Annotated in this window: 20 protein-coding genes; 9 read left to right on the top strand and 11 right to left on the bottom strand. The window is 63.3% G+C overall.

Features of this window, described 5'->3' with window-relative positions; genetic code table 11:
* Positions 1–49: 49 nt before the first annotated feature.
* Complete coding sequence (locus tag ABNP31_RS00375) at positions 50–1006, bottom strand: zinc ABC transporter substrate-binding protein (RefSeq protein ID WP_085665600.1); 957 nt, start codon at positions 1004–1006, stop codon at positions 50–52.
* An 18-nt stretch (positions 1007–1024) separates the two neighbouring features.
* On the opposite strand from ABNP31_RS00375, the gene zur reads away from it, so the two are divergent.
* From zur to ABNP31_RS00355, 4 genes are all read left to right on the top strand, one after another.
* Positions 1025–1510, top strand: coding sequence for a zinc uptake transcriptional repressor Zur (zur, locus tag ABNP31_RS00370; RefSeq protein WP_025337220.1), 486 nt, complete (start codon positions 1025–1027; stop codon positions 1508–1510).
* The gene (znuC, locus tag ABNP31_RS00365; RefSeq protein WP_025337219.1) at positions 1507–2283 is read left to right on the top strand and encodes a zinc ABC transporter ATP-binding protein ZnuC; all 777 of its coding nucleotides are present in this window, start codon (positions 1507–1509) and stop codon (positions 2281–2283) included. Before zur ends, znuC begins: the two co-directional genes overlap by 4 nt.
* Positions 2276–3058 (top strand): zinc ABC transporter permease subunit ZnuB, encoded by a 783-nt coding sequence (znuB, locus tag ABNP31_RS00360; RefSeq protein ID WP_003253007.1) that lies wholly within the window; start codon positions 2276–2278, stop codon positions 3056–3058. The genes znuC and znuB overlap by 8 nt, the downstream gene beginning before the upstream one ends.
* Positions 3059–3185: 127 nt before the next feature.
* Complete coding sequence (locus ABNP31_RS00355) at positions 3186–3893, top strand: PA5502 family lipoprotein (protein ID WP_025337218.1); 708 nt, start codon at positions 3186–3188, stop codon at positions 3891–3893.
* 109 nt (positions 3894–4002) lie between these two features.
* On the opposite strand, the gene katE is transcribed toward ABNP31_RS00355, so the two are convergent.
* Positions 4003–6138, bottom strand: coding sequence for a catalase HPII (katE, locus tag ABNP31_RS00350; RefSeq protein ID WP_350012897.1), 2136 nt, complete (start codon positions 6136–6138; stop codon positions 4003–4005).
* A gap of 226 nt (positions 6139–6364) precedes the next feature.
* On the opposite strand from katE, the gene ABNP31_RS00345 reads away from it, so the two are divergent.
* The 3 genes from ABNP31_RS00345 to ABNP31_RS00335 all read left to right on the top strand — a co-directional run bounded on the left by ABNP31_RS00345 (position 6365) and on the right by ABNP31_RS00335 (position 8878).
* Positions 6365–7372: a methionine ABC transporter ATP-binding protein gene (locus ABNP31_RS00345; RefSeq protein WP_003256960.1), complete on the top strand. Its 1008-nt coding sequence runs from the start codon at positions 6365–6367 to the stop codon at positions 7370–7372.
* On the top strand, positions 7372–8043 hold the full coding sequence (locus ABNP31_RS00340; RefSeq protein WP_013970307.1) for a methionine ABC transporter permease: 672 nt from the start codon (positions 7372–7374) through the stop codon (positions 8041–8043). Before ABNP31_RS00345 ends, ABNP31_RS00340 begins: the two co-directional genes overlap by 1 nt.
* Positions 8044–8107: 64 nt before the next feature.
* The gene (locus ABNP31_RS00335) at positions 8108–8878 is read left to right on the top strand and encodes a MetQ/NlpA family ABC transporter substrate-binding protein (protein ID WP_025337216.1); all 771 of its coding nucleotides are present in this window, start codon (positions 8108–8110) and stop codon (positions 8876–8878) included.
* Positions 8879–9001: 123 nt separating this feature from the next.
* Here ABNP31_RS00335 and ABNP31_RS00330 read toward each other — a convergent pair whose 3' ends face one another.
* The 5 genes from ABNP31_RS00330 to ABNP31_RS00310 are packed head-to-tail and all read right to left on the bottom strand — an operon-like array spanning position 9002 to position 12885.
* Positions 9002–9634, bottom strand: coding sequence for an SCO family protein (locus ABNP31_RS00330; RefSeq protein WP_350012896.1), 633 nt, complete (start codon positions 9632–9634; stop codon positions 9002–9004).
* Positions 9631–10524: a heme o synthase gene (cyoE, locus tag ABNP31_RS00325; protein WP_025337214.1), complete on the bottom strand. Its 894-nt coding sequence runs from the start codon at positions 10522–10524 to the stop codon at positions 9631–9633. Before cyoE ends, ABNP31_RS00330 begins: the two co-directional genes overlap by 4 nt.
* Positions 10509–11588 carry a COX15/CtaA family protein gene (locus ABNP31_RS00320; protein ID WP_015268468.1) on the bottom strand — a complete coding sequence of 360 codons (1080 nt, stop codon included), beginning with the start codon at positions 11586–11588 and terminating at the stop codon, positions 10509–10511. Before ABNP31_RS00320 ends, cyoE begins: the two co-directional genes overlap by 16 nt.
* A 9-nt stretch (positions 11589–11597) precedes the next feature.
* A complete protein-coding gene (locus ABNP31_RS00315; RefSeq protein ID WP_350012895.1) occupies positions 11598–12179 on the bottom strand; it encodes a hypothetical protein in 582 nt (193 codons plus the stop codon).
* Positions 12148–12885, bottom strand: a complete 738-nt coding sequence (locus ABNP31_RS00310) for an SURF1 family protein (RefSeq protein WP_238067109.1) — start codon at positions 12883–12885, stop codon at positions 12148–12150. Before ABNP31_RS00310 ends, ABNP31_RS00315 begins: the two co-directional genes overlap by 32 nt.
* A gap of 63 nt (positions 12886–12948) precedes the next feature.
* On the opposite strand from ABNP31_RS00310, the gene ABNP31_RS00305 reads away from it, so the two are divergent.
* The gene (locus ABNP31_RS00305; RefSeq protein WP_003258925.1) at positions 12949–13152 is read left to right on the top strand and encodes a twin transmembrane helix small protein; all 204 of its coding nucleotides are present in this window, start codon (positions 12949–12951) and stop codon (positions 13150–13152) included.
* Positions 13153–13251: 99 nt separating this feature from the next.
* On the opposite strand, the gene ABNP31_RS00300 is transcribed toward ABNP31_RS00305, so the two are convergent.
* From ABNP31_RS00300 to coxB, 4 genes are read right to left on the bottom strand one after another with little or no spacing between them, the layout of a single operon-like run.
* Positions 13252–14139 (bottom strand): cytochrome c oxidase subunit 3, encoded by an 888-nt coding sequence (locus tag ABNP31_RS00300; RefSeq protein WP_003258926.1) that lies wholly within the window; start codon positions 14137–14139, stop codon positions 13252–13254.
* 16 nt (positions 14140–14155) lie between these two features.
* Positions 14156–14722 carry a cytochrome c oxidase assembly protein gene (locus ABNP31_RS00295; RefSeq protein WP_015268464.1) on the bottom strand — a complete coding sequence of 189 codons (567 nt, stop codon included), beginning with the start codon at positions 14720–14722 and terminating at the stop codon, positions 14156–14158.
* Positions 14723–14732: 10 nt separating this feature from the next.
* Entirely contained in the window at positions 14733–16322 is a 1590-nt protein-coding gene (ctaD, locus tag ABNP31_RS00290; protein WP_015268463.1) for a cytochrome c oxidase subunit I, read from the bottom strand.
* A 43-nt stretch (positions 16323–16365) separates the two neighbouring features.
* Positions 16366–17493 (bottom strand): cytochrome c oxidase subunit II, encoded by a 1128-nt coding sequence (gene coxB / locus ABNP31_RS00285; RefSeq protein ID WP_015268462.1) that lies wholly within the window; start codon positions 17491–17493, stop codon positions 16366–16368.
* 369 nt (positions 17494–17862) lie between these two features.
* Here coxB and ABNP31_RS00280 point away from each other — a divergent pair, with 369 nt between their 5' ends.
* Positions 17863–18504 carry a hypothetical protein gene (locus tag ABNP31_RS00280; protein WP_039612407.1) on the top strand — a complete coding sequence of 214 codons (642 nt, stop codon included), beginning with the start codon at positions 17863–17865 and terminating at the stop codon, positions 18502–18504.
* Positions 18505–18514: the final 10 nt, after the last annotated feature.

Below are 18514 nucleotides of genomic sequence, written 5' to 3'. Positions count from 1 at the left end.
GCGCTATCCCTGTGGGAGCGGGTTTACCCGCGAAGAGGCCGGTCCAGGCTTACAACTGCTCCAGGCACCCAACCAGGTCGCCACCCAGCTTCTCCAGCAAGCGCTCATAGCCCTTGCCATCCACCGGGTCGGTACCGCCCAGGGCATCCAGCTCGGCCAGGCGCACCGGCAGCCCGGCGGTCAAGGTCTCGGCCAGCCGCGGCCGCAGCGGCGGTTCGCTGAACACACAGGTCTTGCCCACTTCCTGCAGGCGCTTGCGCATGGCTGCCACGTGCTGCGCACCCGGCTGCACCTCGGACGCCACGCTGAACACTCCGGTGTGCTTCAGGCCATACTCGGCCTCGAAGTAGTCGAACGCTTCGTGGAACACGAAGTAAGGCTTGCCGGCAATCCCGGCCACCCGCGCCTTGATCCGTCCATCCAGTGCGTCCAGGCGTTCGTCGAAGGTCTTGAGGTTGCTCTGGTAGCGCGCCGCATTGGCCGGATCGATCTGCGCCAGGTCAGCCGCCATTTTCGCTGCAATCACCCGCGCGTTGACCGACGATAGCCACAAGTGCGCGTCCAGGCTGCCCGGGCGGTGGTCATGATCATGGTCGTCGTGGTCTTCTTCCTCGTGGGAATGGCTGTCCTCGCCAAAATGCCGCAGCTTCATGCCCGGTAGCGCCTGCACGGCCACCGTGGCCTTGCTGCGATTGCCCAGTACCCGCGGCAGGAAGCCCTCCATGTCCGGGCCGATCCAGTACAGCAGGTCGGCATCGCCCACCCGCCGTACGTCGGACGGGCGCAACGCGTAGTGGTGCGGCGACGCACCCGGCGGCAGCAATACCTCGGGGTTGCCAACACCATCCTGCACGGCGGCGGCAATCTGCTGCAGCGGTTTGATACTGGTCAGCACGCGCACGTCGGCCTGGGCGGAAAATGCGATGAAAGCGACAAAAAGGACTAGGAATCGGGACACGGTGAATACTCGAGTCGTCAGAAACAGGTAACATAATAACGTCTCCATCCAGAACCGTCGCTGCCCATGTCCATCACGCCGCTGGCCAACCGTCCTCACGATCATTCCCATTGCGTACACAGCGCACTGGCTGAAGCCGACGCCTTGTGCACCCGCCAGGGCCTGCGCCTGACCGCGCTGCGCCGTCGAGTGCTGGAACTGGTGTGGCAAAGCCACAAGCCGCTGGGCGCCTACGATATCCTCGCCGTGCTCAGTGAGCAGGACGGCCGCCGCGCCGCGCCCCCCACGGTGTACCGTGCGCTGGACTTCCTGCTGGAAAACGGCCTGGTGCACCGCATCGCCTCGCTCAACGCCTTCATCGGCTGCAGCCACCCGGAACACCTGCACCAGGGGCAGTTCCTGATCTGCCGGGCCTGCCATGTGGCCATCGAACTGGAACAGGACAGTATCAGCGACGCCATCATCAGCAGCGCCAAGGGCGTGGGCTTCACGGTCGAGACCCAGACGGTGGAAGTGGTCGGTCTGTGCAGCAATTGCCGGAGCGCGGCATGAGCGATGCACTGATCCGCCTGGAGCAGGTCGGCGTCACCTTCGGTGGCGAGGCGGTGCTCGACAGCATCGACCTGTCGGTCGCACCTGGCCAGATCGTCACCCTGATCGGCCCGAACGGCGCGGGCAAGACCACCCTGGTGCGCGCCGTGCTCGGCCTGCTCAAGCCGCACCGCGGCAAGGTATGGCGCAAGCCGAAACTGCGCATTGGCTACATGCCGCAAAAGATCCAGGTCGATGCCACGCTGCCGCTGTCGGTGTTGCGCTTCCTGCGCCTGGTGCCCGGTGTAGACCGCGCGGCAGCCTTGTCGGCGTTGCAGGAAGTGGGTGCCGAGCAGGTCATCGACAGCCCGATCCAGACCATTTCCGGCGGCGAGATGCAGCGCGTGCTGCTGGCCCGTGCCCTGCTGCGCGAACCCCAGCTACTGGTGCTCGACGAGCCGGTGCAGGGCGTAGACGTGGTCGGCCAGACCGAGCTGTACAACCTCATTACCCGCCTGCGTGACCGCCACGGCTGCGGCGTGCTGATGGTTTCCCACGACTTGCACCTGGTGATGAGCGCCACCGACCAGGTGGTGTGCCTGAACCGCCACGTGTGCTGCTCGGGCCACCCCGAGCAGGTCAGCGGCGACCCGGCGTTCGTCGAGCTGTTCGGCCAGACCGCCGCACCCAGCCTGGCCATCTACCACCACCATCACGACCACAGCCACGACCTGCACGGCTCGGTGGTCGCCCCTGGCACCCATGTTCACGGAGCGCACTGCAAGCATGGCTGATTTTCTTCTCTACGCCCTGCTTGCCGGTTTGTCCCTGGCGCTGGTGGCCGGCCCACTGGGATCCTTCGTGGTGTGGCGGCGCATGGCCTATTTTGGCGACACCCTGTCCCACGCCGCCCTGCTCGGCGTGGCCCTGGGCTTTGCCCTGGACGTCAGCCCGGCGCTGGCGGTAACCGTGGGCTGCCTGTTGCTGGCGATCTTGCTGGTGACCTTGCAGCAACGCCAACCGCTGGCCTCCGATACCCTGCTCGGCATACTCGCCCCCAGCACATTGTCGCTGGGCCTGGTGGTGCTGAGCTTCATGCATGATGTACGCATCGACCTGATGGCCTACCTGTTCGGCGACCTGCTGGCCATCAGCACCACCGACCTGGCCTGGATCCTCGGCGGCAGCGCGCTGGTGTTGCTGCTGCTCGCTGCGCTGTGGCGGCCGTTGCTGGCAGTCACCGTGCACGAAGAGCTGGCCATGGTCGAAGGCCTGCCGGTGGCCGGGCTGCGCATGGCGCTGATGCTGCTGATCGCGGTGGTGATTGCCGTGGCCATGAAGATCGTCGGCGTGCTGCTGATCACCTCGCTGCTGATCATTCCTGCCGCTGCGGCGCAACGTCACGCCCGCTCTCCCGAGCAGATGGCCCTGGGCGCCAGCCTGCTCGGCGTGACCGCGGTATGCGGTGGCCTGGCCATGTCCTGGTTCAAGGACACCCCCGCCGGCCCGTCGATCGTGGTCTGCGCGGCGGTGCTATTCTTGCTGAGCCTGGCCCTGCCAAAACGCTGAAAAACAGGGCGCATGAAGGCGCGCCCTGCAACCTTTTCGCACGTAAAGGGTCTGTAAGACTTGTTTTCGAGCGTGCGCACCTGGGTGTAGACTTGCTCGCTTTTTGCGCAAATAGAGAGTCGCAGGAATGAAGCCGTTCGCCTCCCGTTATCTGCTTGTTGCCGCGTTTTCCCTGTTCCTGGCTGCGTGTTCCAGCGCGCCGGTCGAACAGGCCACCGCACCTGCCCAAGCCGATGCCTGGCAGCAGTTGCAACAGAACATCGCCAGCAACGAGCTGGCCACCGCCGAAGACCAGCTGGCAGCCCTGCAGGCCCAGGCGCCGGACGACGCGCGCCTGGAGCAATACCAGCGCCAGCTTGCCGAAGCCTACCTGCAACGCAGCCAGATCTTCCTGCAGAAGGGTGATGTGAACGCTGCCGCCACCGCCTTGGCCCGTGCCCGCGCGCTGATGCCGCAGGCCCCGGCAGTGACTGGTGGCGATACCGTGACCCAGGCGCGCAAAGCCGAGCTGGAGAAGGCTGAAGCGGCGTTGAAAGCGGCCGAGGCCAAGCCCAAGGCGCGCATCATCGACCCGGCTGCACCGAGCACCGTCGTGGCCTTGAAGACTACCGACAGCCGCGCCATGCGTCGCCAGCTGGATGACATTGCCGCCGATGTGGTGAGCTACCAGTGCGACGTGGTGTTCCAGGTGCCGCGCACCGAGGATGCGCCTTGGCTGAAGACCTTGCTGGAGAAGCGCGTGCGCAAGATCGACAGCGGGTTCGAGCTGAAGCAGAAGCACGAGATTCAGCGGTCGCTGCCGGCGCAGGTGGTCCTGGTTCCGCATCAGCGTTAAGAATCTGGGGGCGCTGCGCGCCCCTTTCGCGACACAAGGCCGCTCCTACAAGGGAATGCGATCTCCTGTAGGAGCGGCCTTGTGTCGCGATGGGCTGCAAAGCAGCCCCTTAGGCAGGCACAGCCTCCGCAGCCGCCTCCCGCTCCCACACCCGATGCCCTTCTACCGCTTTGACGAAGGCATCCACGGTCTTCTGCTCATCCCCCAGCAGCAACCCCTTGTCTTCTTTCAGCCCCAAGCTGCCCAAAAGCTCTTTGGTCAACACAATCGCCTTCAGGTGCTTGTAGCCCTCCAGCAGGAAATGCTTGGCCAACCCGCTGGTCGCCAGCGCATCGGTCGAAGCCTTGCCACCCGGCACGACAATTCCGTCGAACATGATCGATGGCATCCCCTCCATGGAAGCATCCACCGGCAGTTGCTTGCCGTCCGCAGCCTTCACCGGTGCTGAGGTCGGCCCCAGGAGCAATGGCCGGGCACTCTGTGCTTCCAGGGCCTTGACCAACTTGTCCACGCTGGCAGCGTCTACGCCATCTGCTACCAGCACGGCAATCTTGCGCCCCTTGATGCCAACCGAACCCGGGTGGTTCATCTGGCTCAGGGCAGGCGACTGCGCAAGCTGGCTTCCCTTCACTTGAACAGTGCCCGCGCTCGGAGCAGGCAAACCGAGGTTGGCAGCAACCGCAGCCGCCAGCTTCAGGTCGATATTGGCGAGAATCTCATTCACTTCCCGAGCACGGATCGTCTCCCGCTCCACCTTGCCCAGTTCAAAGCTGTAAGCCTTGATGATGTGCTGCTGCTCGGTCGGGCTCATGCTCTGGAAGAACAACCGCGCCTGCGAAAAATGGTCGCCGAACGAATCGCTGCGTTGGCGGATCTTGTGTGCATCGATACGCTCCTGGTAGCTCTCGAAGCCGCCATCCTGCGCGGCTGGTGGCGTTTCCTTCGGCCAGCCACCGTCGATGGAATTGGGCTCGTAGGATGCGCGACCTTTGTGAACCACATGCTGATGCAAGGCGTCGCGCTGGTTGTTATGGTTGGGCGCGACGGGGCGGTTGACCGGTATCTGGTGGAAGTTGGGCCCGCCCAGGCGGCTAAGCTGCGTGTCGGTGTAGGAGAACAGCCGCCCCTGCAGCAAGGGGTCGTTGGTAAAGTCGATACCAGGCACGATATGACCCGGGCAGAACGCCACCTGTTCCACTTCAGCAAAGAAGTTGTCCGGGTTGCGATTCAGGATCATCTTGCCCAAAGGTGTGACCGGCACCAGTTCTTCCGGGATTATCTTGGTCGGGTCCAGCAGGTCGAAATCAAATTTGTGCTCGTCAGCTTCCGGCACAATCTGCACACCCAATTCCCATTCAGGGTAATCGCCCGTCTCGATAGCCTCCCACAAGTCGCGACGCTGGAAATCAGCGTCCTTGCCTGCCAGCTTCTGCGCTTCGTCCCATAGCAAGGAGTGCACACCCTGGCGCGGCTTCCAGTGGAATTTGACGAAACTGGCTACGCCCTGGGCGTTGATCAGGCGGAAGGTATGCACCCCGAAACCTTCCATCATCCGCAAGCTGCGCGGGATAGCACGGTCCGACATCGCCCACATGACCATATGGGCCGACTCCGGTACCAGCGAGACGAAATCCCAAAAGGTGTCATGGGCCGAAGCGCCGGTCGGGATCTCGTTGTGCGGCTCTGGCTTTACGGCGTGGACGAAATCCGGGAATTTGATCGCATCCTGGATGAAAAACACCGGCATGTTGTTGCCCACCAGGTCGAAGTTGCCTTCATCGGTGTAGAACTTGACCGCAAAGCCCCTCACGTCACGCACGGTGTCGGCTGAGCCACGCGGGCCCTGTACCGTGGAAAATCGCACGAACACGGGCGTGATTTTCTCCGGGTCCTGCAGGAAGCCCGCCTTGGTCAGTTCGGCGTGGTTGCCATAGCTCTGGAAATAGCCATGCGCCCCCGTCCCTCGCGCATGCACGATGCGCTCAGGGATGCGTTCGTGGTCAAAGTGCGTGATCTTCTCGCGCATGATGAAATCTTCGAGAAGCGAGGGGCCTCGATCTCCGGCCTTCAGCGTGTTCTGGTTGTCGGCGATGCGCACCCCCTGGTTGGTGCGCAGCGCATGACCCGTGGCATCGCTACGGTCAGCCTCCAGGCTCTGTAACTTGGCGTTGGTGTTGGCCCGGTCCGGGGTCTGGGTGCCAGCGGCTTCGCTGTGCTTCGGCGCGTCCGTGTTCTTGCTGGGCATGGTCGGCTCTCCTCGTCAGTCTTCAGGCGTACCCGTTTCGGGCTTGTGCAAGTAGTGACCGGGAGGCTTTGCCGAGCGTTCAATCAGGATTACCGGTTGTCGCGATATGCCCGAAGGATTGGTGCATTACGAAATAAATGCTAAGAACAGCTATGGGAAAAGGCTAAAATGCGCGACCCCAGCCAACCGCTGACCCAAATTCCATGCGCCCCACAAGGTTCGCTACGTGATCGAGTTCCAACAGGTACACAAGACCTACCGCGTCGCCGGTAGGGAAATCCCCGCACTGAATCCGACCAGCCTGACCATCGAAGATGGCCAGGTGTTCGGCCTGATCGGCCATTCCGGCGCCGGCAAGAGCACCATGCTGCGCCTGATCAACCGCCTGGAAGAGCCTTCCGGTGGCAAGATCATCGTCGACGGCGAAGACGTTACCGCGTTCAACGCCAGCCAGCTGCGCGGTTTCCGCCAGCAGGTCGGGATGATTTTCCAGCACTTCAACCTGCTGGCCTCCAAGACCGTCGCCGACAACGTCGCCCTGCCACTGACCCTGGCCGGCGAGCTGTCGCGCAGCGAAATCGACAAGCGCGTGACCGAGCTGCTGGCCCGCGTCGGCCTTTCCGACCACGCCAGAAAGTACCCGGCGCAGCTGTCCGGTGGCCAGAAGCAGCGCGTCGGCATCGCCCGCGCCCTGTCCACCAACCCGAAGATCCTGCTGTGCGACGAGGCCACCAGCGCCCTCGACCCGCAAACCACCGCCTCGGTCCTGCAATTGCTGGCCGAAATCAACCGTGAGCTGAAGCTGACCATCGTGCTGATCACTCACGAAATGGACGTGATCCGCCGGGTCTGCGACCGCGTGGCAGTGATGGACGCCGGCCAGATCGTCGAGCAGGGCTCGGTGGCCGAGGTGTTCCTGCACCCGCAGCACCCCACCACCAAGCGCTTCGTCCAGGAAGACGAGCAGGTCGACGAAGGCGAGCAGCGGGACGACTTCGCCCATGTGCCGGGCCGTATCGTGCGCCTGACCTTCCAGGGCGATGCCACCTACGCGCCGCTGCTGGGCACCGTGGCCCGCGAAACCGGCGTGGACTACAGCATCCTCGCCGGGCGTATCGACCGCATCAAGGATGTCCCCTATGGCCAGCTCACCCTCGCCCTGATCGGCGGTGACATGGAAGCGGCGTTCGCCCGCTTCAAGGCAGCTGATGTACATATGGAGGTACTGCGTTGATGGACGCCCTGAATTTCTTTGCCAACGTCGACTGGGCCGAAATCTGGCTGGCCAGCGTCGACACCATGATCATGCTGTTCGGCTCGCTGTTCTTCACCGTGCTGCTCGGCCTGCCACTGGGCGTGCTGCTGTTCCTGTGCGGGCCGAAACAGATGTTCGAGCAGAAGGGTGTGTATGCGCTGCTGTCGCTGATCGTCAACATCCTGCGCTCGCTGCCGTTCATCATCCTGCTGATCGTGATGATCCCGATCACCGTGCTGATCACCGGCACTTCGCTGGGCGTCGCCGGCGCCATTCCGCCGCTGGTGGTAGGTGCCACGCCGTTCTTCGCCCGCCTGGTGGAAACCGCCCTGCGTGAAGTGGACCGCGGCATCATCGAAGCCACCCAGTCGATGGGCGCCACCACCCGCCAGATCATCACCAGCGCACTGCTGCCGGAGGCCCGCCCGGGCATCTTCGCCGCCATTACCGTGACCGCCATCACCCTGGTGTCGTACACCGCCATGGCCGGTGTGGTCGGTGCCGGCGGCCTGGGCGACCTGGCCATCCGCTTCGGCTACCAGCGTTTTCAGACCGACGTGATGGTCGTCACCGTGGTGCTGTTGCTGGTACTGGTTCAAGTCCTGCAGAGCGTGGGCGACAAACTGGTCGTGCATTTTTCCCGTAAGTAACCCCAATGGGGTCGGCCCGGCCGACCCGTTCGGGGGCCGTCGCGGCCCTCACAAGGAGTGATCAATGAAGAAGCTGCTTGCTGTTGTCGCCGCTGTCGCGGCCTTCTCGGCCCACGCCGAGTCCCTGACCGTTGCCGCTACCCCGGTACCGCACGCCGAGATCCTCAACTTCGTCAAACCTGCACTGGCGAAAGAGGGCGTGGAACTGAAGGTCAAGGAATTCACCGACTACATCCAGCCGAACGTGCAGGTGGCCGAAAAGCGCCTGGACGCCAACTTCTTCCAGCACCAGCCGTACCTGGATGAGTTCAACAAGGCCAAGGGCACCAACTTGGTGAGCGTTGCCGGCGTGCACATCGAGCCGCTGGGCGTGTACTCGACCAAGATCAAGAAGCTGGACGAGCTGTCCTCCGGCGCCACCGTGGTCATCCCCAACGACGCCACCAACGGCGGCCGCGCGCTGCTGCTGCTGGACAAGGCCGGTGTGATCAAGCTGAAGGACAACAAGAACATCCTGTCCACCGTGAAGGATGTTGCCGAGAACCCGAAAAGCCTGAAGTTCCGTGAGCTGGAAGCAGCCACCATCCCGCGCGTGCTGACCCAGGTCGATGCTGCCCTGATCAACACCAACTACGCGCTGGAAGCCAAGCTGAACCCGGAGAAAGACGCTCTGGTCATCGAAGGCAGCGACTCGCCTTACGTGAACATCCTGGTTGCCCGCCCGGACAACAAGGACTCGGACGCCATGAAAAAGCTGGCTGCTGCGCTGCACTCGCCTGAGGTGAAGCAGTTCATCAACGAGAAGTACAAAGGCGCTGTGGTTCCGGCGTTCTGATCCGAAACCCCCGGGGCCGCTTTGCGGCCCATTCGCGACGCAAGGCCGCTCCTACATGGGATCGCATTCCCCTGTAGGAGCGGCCTTGTGTCGCGATAGGCCTGCGCAGCAGGCCCAAAAATCTCAATCCCGCTTCACAAGCCCGGGCAACTGCGCCACCAGCTTCTGGTTGTTGAACGGCGCCCGAATGAACCCGCGCTGACGCCCATCCGGCCCCACAACCGCCAGGTTGCCGCTGTGATCCACGGTATACCCCGGCTTGCTGGTATCGGCCGGAATGAACGGAATGCTCAAGGCATTGGCCAGCTTCTGGGTATCCTTGATCGACCCTGCCACCCCGACGAAATCCTTGTCGAAATAACCCAGGTACTGCTTCAGCTGGTTCGGCGTGTCGCGGTTCGGGTCAACGCTCACCAGCACCACCTGCAGCCGGTCGACGGCCTCCTTGGGCAGCTCGCTCTTCACCTGGCGCAGCTGGGCCAGGGTGGTCGGGCAGATGTCCGGGCAGTAGGTGTAGCCGAAGAACAGCAGCGACCATTTGCCCTTCAGGTCATCCAGTTGCACCGGCTGGCCGTCCTGGTTGGTCATGGTCACATCGGCCACGGTACGGCTCTGCGGCAGCAGGATGATGCCGGCATCGATCAGCTCGGTGGGGTTGGGCTGGTCGCGGCCATTGAGCACCTTGTTGACGGTCAGGCCCAGGATCAACGCGACCAGGGCAACGAGGATGAAGACGGTTTTCTGGGTTCGGGTCATAGGTTCAGCAACAGATAGTGGTCGAGGAGCAACGCGATGAACAGCGCGAACAGGTAGCCGATAGAGTACTTGAAGGTGCCGATCGCTGCGTGCGGCCGGCTGCCACGGTACAACACCCAGGCCCATTGCAGGAAGCGCAGGCCCAGCACCAGGGCGCAGGCCAGGTACAGCGGGCCGCTCATGTGGATGGCGTACGGCAGCAGGCTTACCGCCAGCAATACCAGGGTGTACAGCAGGATATGCAGCTTGGTGTAGCGCTCGCCGTGGGTCACCGGCAGCATCGGGATATCGGCCTTGGCGTATTCCTCCTTGCGGTGGATGGCCAAGGCCCAGAAATGTGGTGGGGTCCAGGCGAAGATGATCAGCACCAGCAACAGGGGCTCGGCGCTGACATGGCCGCTGACCGCCACCCAGCCCAGCAACGGCGGGGCGGCGCCAGCCAAGCCGCCGATGACAATGTTCTGCGGCGTGGCGCGCTTGAGAAAACCGGTGTAGAGCACCGCATAGCCGAGCAGGGAAGCCAGTGTCAGCCAGGCAGTGAGGGCGTTGGTGAACACCAGCAGCAGGGCCATGCCCAGTAGCGCCAGCGCCAGGGCGAACAGCAGCGCCGGCAGCGGCTCGACCCGGCCCTGGGCCAGCGGCCGCTTGTGGGTACGCGCCATCAGCGCGTCGATGCGCCGGTCCACCACATGGTTGACCACCGCCGCGCCGCCTGCACAAAAGCCAATGCCCAGGTTGCCGAACAGCAGCACGCTCCAGCTGACACCCGCACGGGTGGCAAGGAACATGCCCGCCAGCGAGGTGATCAGCATCAGCACCACCACCTTGGGCTTGGTCAGCTCCAGGTAATCACGCCAACTGGCCCTCTGTGTGCTCAGAAGCGTCGCCACGAATCATTCCTCATGTGGTGTGAGATGCCCACGCCAGCCACTGGCCGCAGGCGCCAGCCATGGCCGACACCCACGCGAACCTTGTCGACCACGCGGATGCGGTAGTTCACCAGCACCATGCTCAGCAGCAACAGTGCCCCACCAGCGTTGTGCGCCACGGCCACGGCCAGCGGCAGGTGCAGCAGCACATTGCTGATGCCCAGGCCGACTTGCACCACCAGCGCCAGCAGCACCAGCCGCGCCAGGCCAGGGAGGCCGCAGCGGTGCAGCTTCCAGCTGAGCATCAGCAGCACGCAGGTCACCAGCAATGCGCCCAGGCGGTGGCTGATGTGGATGGCCGTGCGCGCATCACTGTCCAGTTGCCCGCCCAGGTAATTGGGCCCGACGTGCTGGGTCAGGTGGAACCCGTTGCTGAAGTCCGCGGCCGGCCACCACTGGCCGTGGCAGGTGGGCAGGTCGATGCAGGCGACGGCCGCGTAGTTGGCACTGACCCAGCCGCCCAGGGCGATCTGGCCGATCACCACCAGCAAGGCCAGCGCAGCGATCCGGCGCAGGCTCAATGGCAGCTTTGGCAAGGGCGCAAAGGCCCGGGACAGACGCAGGGACAACAGGAACAACAAACTCAGGGTAGTGAAGCCGCCGAGTAGATGCGCGGTGACCACCTGCGGCCACAACTTGAGGGTAACCGTCCACATGCCGAAGGCTGCCTGGGCCAGCACCACGCCCAGCAGCAGCAAGGGCAGGCGGTAAGGCTGGCCATCGCGGGCATGCCGGCGCAGCGCCTGCAAGGCGAGCAGGGCGATCACCATCGCCAGGGTGCCGGCGAAATAGCGGTGGACCATCTCGGCCCAGCCCTTGGCGGCTTCCACCGGGTGTTCGGGGAAATGCAGCTCGGCATGAGCCAGCTGCGCTTCGCTCTTGGGCACGCTGATGAAGCCGTAGCAACCCGGCCAGTCCGGGCAGCCGAGGCCGGCGTGGGTCAGGCGGGTATAGGCACCGAGCAGGACGACCAGCAGTGCCAGCAAGGTGGCGAACACAGCAAGGCGGAATCCGGGTCTGGCCATGGCAGGCTCCTAGCCGATGTTGGACAGCTTGAGCAGGTGGCGCAGGTCGTCCAGCACATGCTTGCCGTTGACCTTGGCGTCGTAGCGCAGCACCAGGTTGCCGTGTGGGTCGACGATCCACAGCTGCGGGCCGGCCTCGCCGACCTTTTGCAGGTAGCGTTGCGCATCCAGCGGGTAACGCTGCAACTGTGGGTATTCGCGGCCGAGCAACGCCTGGAAGTCGGCACTTGCCGGCTGGGCGGCCGTCAGGGCATGGCTGGCACGGCTGGCATCACGGCCCAGGCCGACCTGGATCTGCCGGGCCAGGTACACCAGCCGCTGGCAATCCTCGGCACAGGCTGTGGGTGCGCTCACCAGCAGCTGCCAGCGCTCGTCCTGGCCCGCCACGCCGAGATCGGAAAGGCTCTCACCGTTGCCGATCATCACGCCGTGGTAGCTGCGGCCGTCCGGCACCCAGAACTTGAGCTTGTACATGCTGGTGGCCAGAACCATCGGCCCGAGCACCACCAGCAGAATCAGCAGCAGCTGCAAACGCCCGCGGGCTCTGGGTTTGCTACGTTCAGGCACTTCCAGTGGAGTGGCGGTGGCCATGGCGTTTCTCCTTGTTGTGGTGCCAGCCGAAGTAGAGGTAGAGCAGTACCAAAGTGGTTGCCAGGGCAAACCATTGCACGGCGTAACCCAGGTGTTTTTCCGGGCCCATGGCAACGACCGGCCAGTCCAGGCGATAGGTCGCCGGGCCGGGTTCCAGGCGCAGCTCATGGGCGAAGCCTTCGCGATCGAGCTGTTGCCATAGCTGCGCGGCATCCACGGCAGTCAGCAGGTGCGGCCATTGGCCGCCTGCAGGGTCGGGGTGCAGCTGGAACGTGCTGCCAGGCGCGACATACACCGAAGCGTCCAGCGCCAACGCCTGGGCAGGGGTATCGAAATGCACCGGCACGCGGCGGTCGGGCCAGGGCAGCCAGCCGCGGTTGACCAGCAGCCACACGCCGCTGGGCTGATCATGGAAGGGTTGCAGCAGCTCGACACCGGCCTGGCCATCACGCATGCGGTTGTCCAGCAGCAGGCTGTGCTCGGCGTCGAAGCGGCCATAGAGATGCACGCGGCGGAAGGCATTGTCCTGGTTCGCTGTCAGCTGGCCCGTGGCCACGGGCGCTTCGACCCGCCGCTCGGCATAGGCGGCCAGCAGCACGCGCTTTTCCTCGGCACGGCCGAGTTGCCAGCAGCCAAGCGCGATCAGCCCCGGCAGCAGCGCAAGCACCACCAGGGTTGGTACCCAGCCCGGACGAAACGGCCTCATCGGAGCCTCGTCGGGCCGATCGCTATACTTATCCACATCACCGCATCCCCCCGGAGTATCGCCATGCTCAAGGCCGCGATTGTCCTGATGCTGTTGGCCACGATTGCCAGCCTGTTCAGCGGCCTGGTGTTTCTGGTCAAGGACGATGAAAACTCGACCCGTTTACTGAAAGCGCTGACCGTGCGAGTGACCCTGGCGGCCCTCACCATCGGCCTTGTCGCCTGGGGCTTCATCAGCGGTCAGCTCGTTTCTCATGCCCCTTTCTGAAGTTTTCACCTGACCCTGTGGGAGCGGGCATGCCCGCGAATGCGATGTTGAATGTACCGACGCATTCGCGGGCGCGCCCGCTCCCACAGGGTTCTCTATTCACAGCACATAGACAAAGATGAACAATCCCACCCACACCACATCGACGAAGTGCCAGTACCAACTGGCCGCCTCGAAACCAAAGTGTTTCTCCGGGTTGAAATGCCCGCGCAAGATGCGCACGAACATCACGATCAGGATGATCGTGCCCAAGGTCACGTGCGCGCCGTGGAAGCCGGTGAGCATGAAGAACGTCGCGCCGTAGATACCCGACCCCAGCGTCAGCCCCAGCTTGGTATAGGCCTCGTGGTACTCGTAGGCCTGCAACGCGATGAAGCTGGCGCCCAGGACGATGGTCAGCGCCATCCAGAATTTCAGCGGGCCACGGTGGCCGCGACGCAGGGCATGGTGGGCGATGGTGATGGTCACGCTGGAGCTGACCAGCAAGATGGTGTTGATCAGCGGCAGGTGCCACGGGTCGATCACTTCCTTGGGCGGCGGGAACAGTTTCGGGTCGGGCGTGTGCAGCAGCGGCCAGGTGAATTCGAAGGTCGGCCACAACATGTGCGCAACACCCTTGGCCCCTTCACCGCCCAGCCACGGCCCGGCCAGCACGCGCACGTAGAACAGCGCACCGAAGAAGGCCAGGAAGAACATCACCTCGGAGAAAATGAACCAGCTCATGCCCCAGCGGAACGAGCGGTCCAGTTGCGGGCTGTACAGCCCCGCGCGGCTCTCCCGCACCACCGAACCGAACCAGCCGAACAGCATGTAGGCCAGGAACAACGCGCCGATGAAGAAGATCAGCGGCCCGTGCGACTCGGGGTGGCCGGCCTTCATGTCGTTGAACCAGGTACCCAGGCCGAACACCGTGATGAACATGCCGATGGTGGCGATGATCGGCCACTTGCTCTGCGCCGGAACGTAGTAGTGCTCATGACTTGCCATTGCTGTTCTCCTTCCCTTAACGGGCGCCCTGGACGTCCTGGGCCGCGACATGCGCGACCGGCGGGTGGCGAGCGGTGATGTCGAACAAGGTGTAGGCCAGTGTCAGGTGCTTCACGCTGGCCGGCAGGTCGCGGTCGACGATGAAGCGCACCGGCATCTCGATGCGTTCGCCGGGCTGCAGCACCTGCTGGGTGAAGCAGAAGCACTCGGTCTTGTGGAAGTACGCCGCAGCCTCGGCGGGGGTGATGCTGGGGATGGCTTGCGCACTCATCGGCCGATCGGTCGGGTTGTGGGCGATGAAGATCATCTGGTTCACCGCACCCGGGTTGACCTCCAACTGGTCGGCGGTGGAATAGAAGTCCCAGACCATGTCGCTGGCATTGGTCGACATGAACTGCACCCGCACCGAACGCGTCGGGTCGCTGACCTGGCTGCCTTCGTACTGCCCTCCGGTCTTGCCGTTGATGCCGAAGGCCTTGCACATCACGTCATAGATAGGCACCAGGGCGAAGCCGAAGGCGAACATCACCACCGTCAGCATCAACAGGCGCAATACCAGGCGTTTCAGCGAAAGGCCGTTCATGGCACGGTTCCTATTTCACTTCCGGTGGCGTCTGGAAGGTGTGGTAGGGCGCAGGCGAAGGGATCGACCACTCCAGGCCCTCGGCGCCATCCCATGGCTTGGCCGGTGCCGGCGCGCCGCCGCGGATGCACTTGATGACGATGAACAGGAAGAAGATCTGCGTGGCGCCGAACATGAACGCGCCGATCGACGACACCATGTTGAAGTCGGCGAACTGCAGGTTGTAGTCGGGGATCCGCCGTGGCATGCCGGCCAGCCCCACGAAGTGCATGGGGAAGAAGGCCATGTTCATGCCGACGAACGATAGCCAGAAGTGCAGCTTGCCAAGGGTTTCGTCGTACATGTGGCCGGTCCATTTCGGCAGCCAGTAGTAGGCCGAGGCGAAGATGCCGAAGATCGCCCCAGGCACCAGCACATAGTGGAAGTGCGCCACCACGAAGTAGGTGTCGTGGTACTGGAAGTCCGCCGGGGCGATGGCAAGCATCAGCCCGCTGAAACCGCCGATGGTGAACAGGATGACAAAGGCGATGGCGAACAGCATCGGCGTTTCGAAGGTCAGCGAGCCTTCCCACATGGTGCTGACCCAGTTGAACACCTTCACCCCGGTAGGCACGGCGATCAGCATGGTGGCGTACATGAAGAACAGCTCGCCGACCACGGGGATACCGACCACGAACATGTGGTGGGCCCAGACGATGAACGACAGGAAGGCGATGGCGCCGGTGGCGTACACCATCGAGGTGTAGCCGAACAGCGGCTTGCGCGAGAACGCCGGGATGATCGAGCTGACCGCGCCGAAGGCCGGCAGGATCATGATGTACACCTCGGGGTGGCCGAAGAACCAGAACACGTGCTGGAACAGCACCGGGTCACCACCGCCGGCGGCGCTGAAGAAGCTGGTACCGAAGTGGATGTCCATCAGCATCATGGTCACGACGCCGGCCAGCACCGGCATCACCGCAATCAGCAGGAATGCGGTAATCAGCCAGGTCCAGACGAACAGTGGCATCTTCATCAGGGTCATGCCCGGGGCGCGCAGGTTGAGGATGGTGGCGATCACGTTGATCGCGCCCATGATCGAGCTGATGCCCATCAGGTGGATGGCAAAGATGAAGAAGGTGACGCTGGCCGGCGCGTAGGTGGTGGACAGCGGGGCATAGAAGGTCCAGCCGAAGTTGGGCCCGCCGCCGGGGCTGAACAGGGTCGAGACCAGCAGCAGGAAAGCCGCCGGCAGCAGCCAGAAGCTGAAGTTGTTCATCCGCGGCAGGGCCATGTCGGGCGCGCCGATCATCAGCGGGATCATCCAGTTGGCCAGGCCGACGAAGGCCGGCATCACCGCACCGAACACCATGATCAGGCCATGCATGGTGGTCATCTGGTTGAAGAACTCCGGCTGGACGATCTGCAGGCCGGGCTGGAACAGCTCGGCGCGGATCACCATGGCGAACGAGCCGCCGAGCAGGAACATGATGAAGCTGAACCACAGGTACATCGTGCCGATGTCCTTGTGGTTGGTGGTCAGCACCCAGCGCATCAGGCCCTTGGCCGGGCCGTGCGCATGGTCATGGCCGTGGGCGTGGTCGTCGATCACTGCACTCATGTCCTGTCTCCTGCAATCCATTGATTGCCGCGAGTAACCCGGTTCATTGCGCTTCTGCCTGCTTCAGCGCCAGCACGTCCTTCGGCGTGACCATGTCACCCTTGTTGTTGCCCCAGGCGTTGCGCTCGTAGGTGACCACGGCGGCGATGTCGACTTCCGAGAGCTGCTTGCCGAACGCGGCCATCGCAGTGCCGGGCTTGCCGTGGAAGACGATGCCCAGGTGGGCTTCCTTCGGCCCGGTGGCGATCTTCGAGCCCTTGAGCGCCGGGAACATCGGCGGCAGGCCCTGGCCTTCGGCCTGGTGACAGGCCACGCAGGTGGTGTGGTAGACCTTGTCACCACGTTCCACCAGCTCCTCCAGGGTCCATTCCTTGCTGGTCAGCTCCTTGAGCTTGGCAGCTTCGGCCTTGCGCTCGCCCAGCCAGGTGTCGTAGTCGGCCTTGGACTTGACCTCGACCACCACCGGCATGAAGCCGTGGTCCTTGCCGCACAGCTCGGTGCACTGGCCGCGGTAGATGCCGGGCTTCTCGATACGGGTCCAGGCTTCGTTGACGAAGCCGGGGATGGCATCACGCTTGACCGCGAAAGCCGGCACCCACCAGGAGTGGATGACGTCGGCAGCAGTCACCAGGAAACGCACCTTGGCGCCCACCGGCAGCACCAGCGGCTGGTCGACTTCGAGCAGGTAGTGCTCGTCCTTGGGTGCCTTGTTGTGGATCTGCTCGGTGGGGGTGGCCAGGTTGCTGAAGAACTCCACGTCCTGGCCCAGGTATTTGTAGTGCCACTTCCATTGGTAGCCGGTAACCTGGATATCGATGTCCGACTCGCTGGCATCGTAGATGTCGATCAGGGTCTTGGTGGCCGGGATGGCCATGGCCACCAGGATCAGGAAGGGGACCACGGTCCAGAGGATTTCTACCCAGGTGTGTTCATGGAAATGCGCAGCCTGCTGGCCGGTGGAACGGCGGTGGATGACCATGGACCAGAACATCGCGCCAAAGACAACGATGCCGATGATCACGCAGATCCAGAAGATGGTCATGTGCAGGTCGAAGACGGCGTTGGAGACTTCCGTCGCCCCTGGGTGCATGTTCACGGTCCAGGCGGCGTTCGCCTGACCAAAAACCGACCACAACAGGAGGCCCATCCAGACATGTGGATGTCGCATCATTGCGGGTTCCCCTTCTCGTTCTTGTAGTCCCGGAGGCGTGGCCTGCGGCAAGAGGGAACGGTGGTCAAGACTGCCTGGCTTCGACGACCGAGCCCCTGCTAAAAGCAGTTGGGCCTCATCAACGAATCACGTTCACCGGGAGTATAGACAGCGACCAACGGCACGCAACGAAGGCCGTGAAATGAACTTCATGAAAGGGCCGAACGCCCCGAAAACCGCGCGCTTGATAGGGTATGGCGCAATAATGGCATTTCGATATACCTGAGCATGCACACGTTTGTGCGACTTATAACAAATACGTCTTAGGTATTCTGTATACCGAGCTAATTTAGTGTCTTCCGTTTGAAACGTAATGTCCCTGGAGTTGTCATGAACATCGCTGCTGTACGCGAGCAGGTAAGCCAAGCCCATCAACACGAAGGCCAGACCGGCCAACTGAAAAAGCGTCTCGAGCTGCAACTGCCCCACCTGCACCCCTCGATCCAACTGCCTGAGCAGGACGCCCAGGGTACTTTGGCGCGCTTCGTCAGCGCCTACATCGAACAGGTTCCGGAACTGCTGGAGGCCGCCCATGAGGTCGCCCGCGAGGCCGGGATCGAATCGCAGATCAAACCTGTACTGAAAATCGCCGAAGCCTACTTCCTGCAGCCGCCCAGCGTGATGCAAGGGCATGTGGGCCTGGACTGCCTGCTGGATGAGGCCTACCTGGCGCACCGCCTGGTGGAAGAGGTGAACGACCTGTACATCCGTCACTTCCAGCAACCGTTGATCCCGGTCGACACCACCGTCGCCAACCTGATTGCCCACCAGTTGATTGGCGAGACGTTTGCCAACCAGCTGGATGAAGTGGTGCACCACTCGGTGGATGAAATGTTGAATGATGAAAGCTTCGCAGTGGAATCGGTGGAGGCCTACCGCGAGAAATTGAGCAGCCCGGAAACAGGCGCGGCGTGGAAGCGCTGGCCGTGCCTGTCGCGGCAGCTGGGGGTGGAGCTGGGCCAGCCGGCCTGATCGATTGGTA

The sequence above is a fragment of the Pseudomonas asiatica genome (assembly GCF_040214835.1).
Classification (GTDB): Bacteria; Pseudomonadota; Gammaproteobacteria; order Pseudomonadales; family Pseudomonadaceae; genus Aquipseudomonas; species Aquipseudomonas putida_Z.
This window is presented reverse-complemented; position numbering and strand designations above follow the sequence as displayed.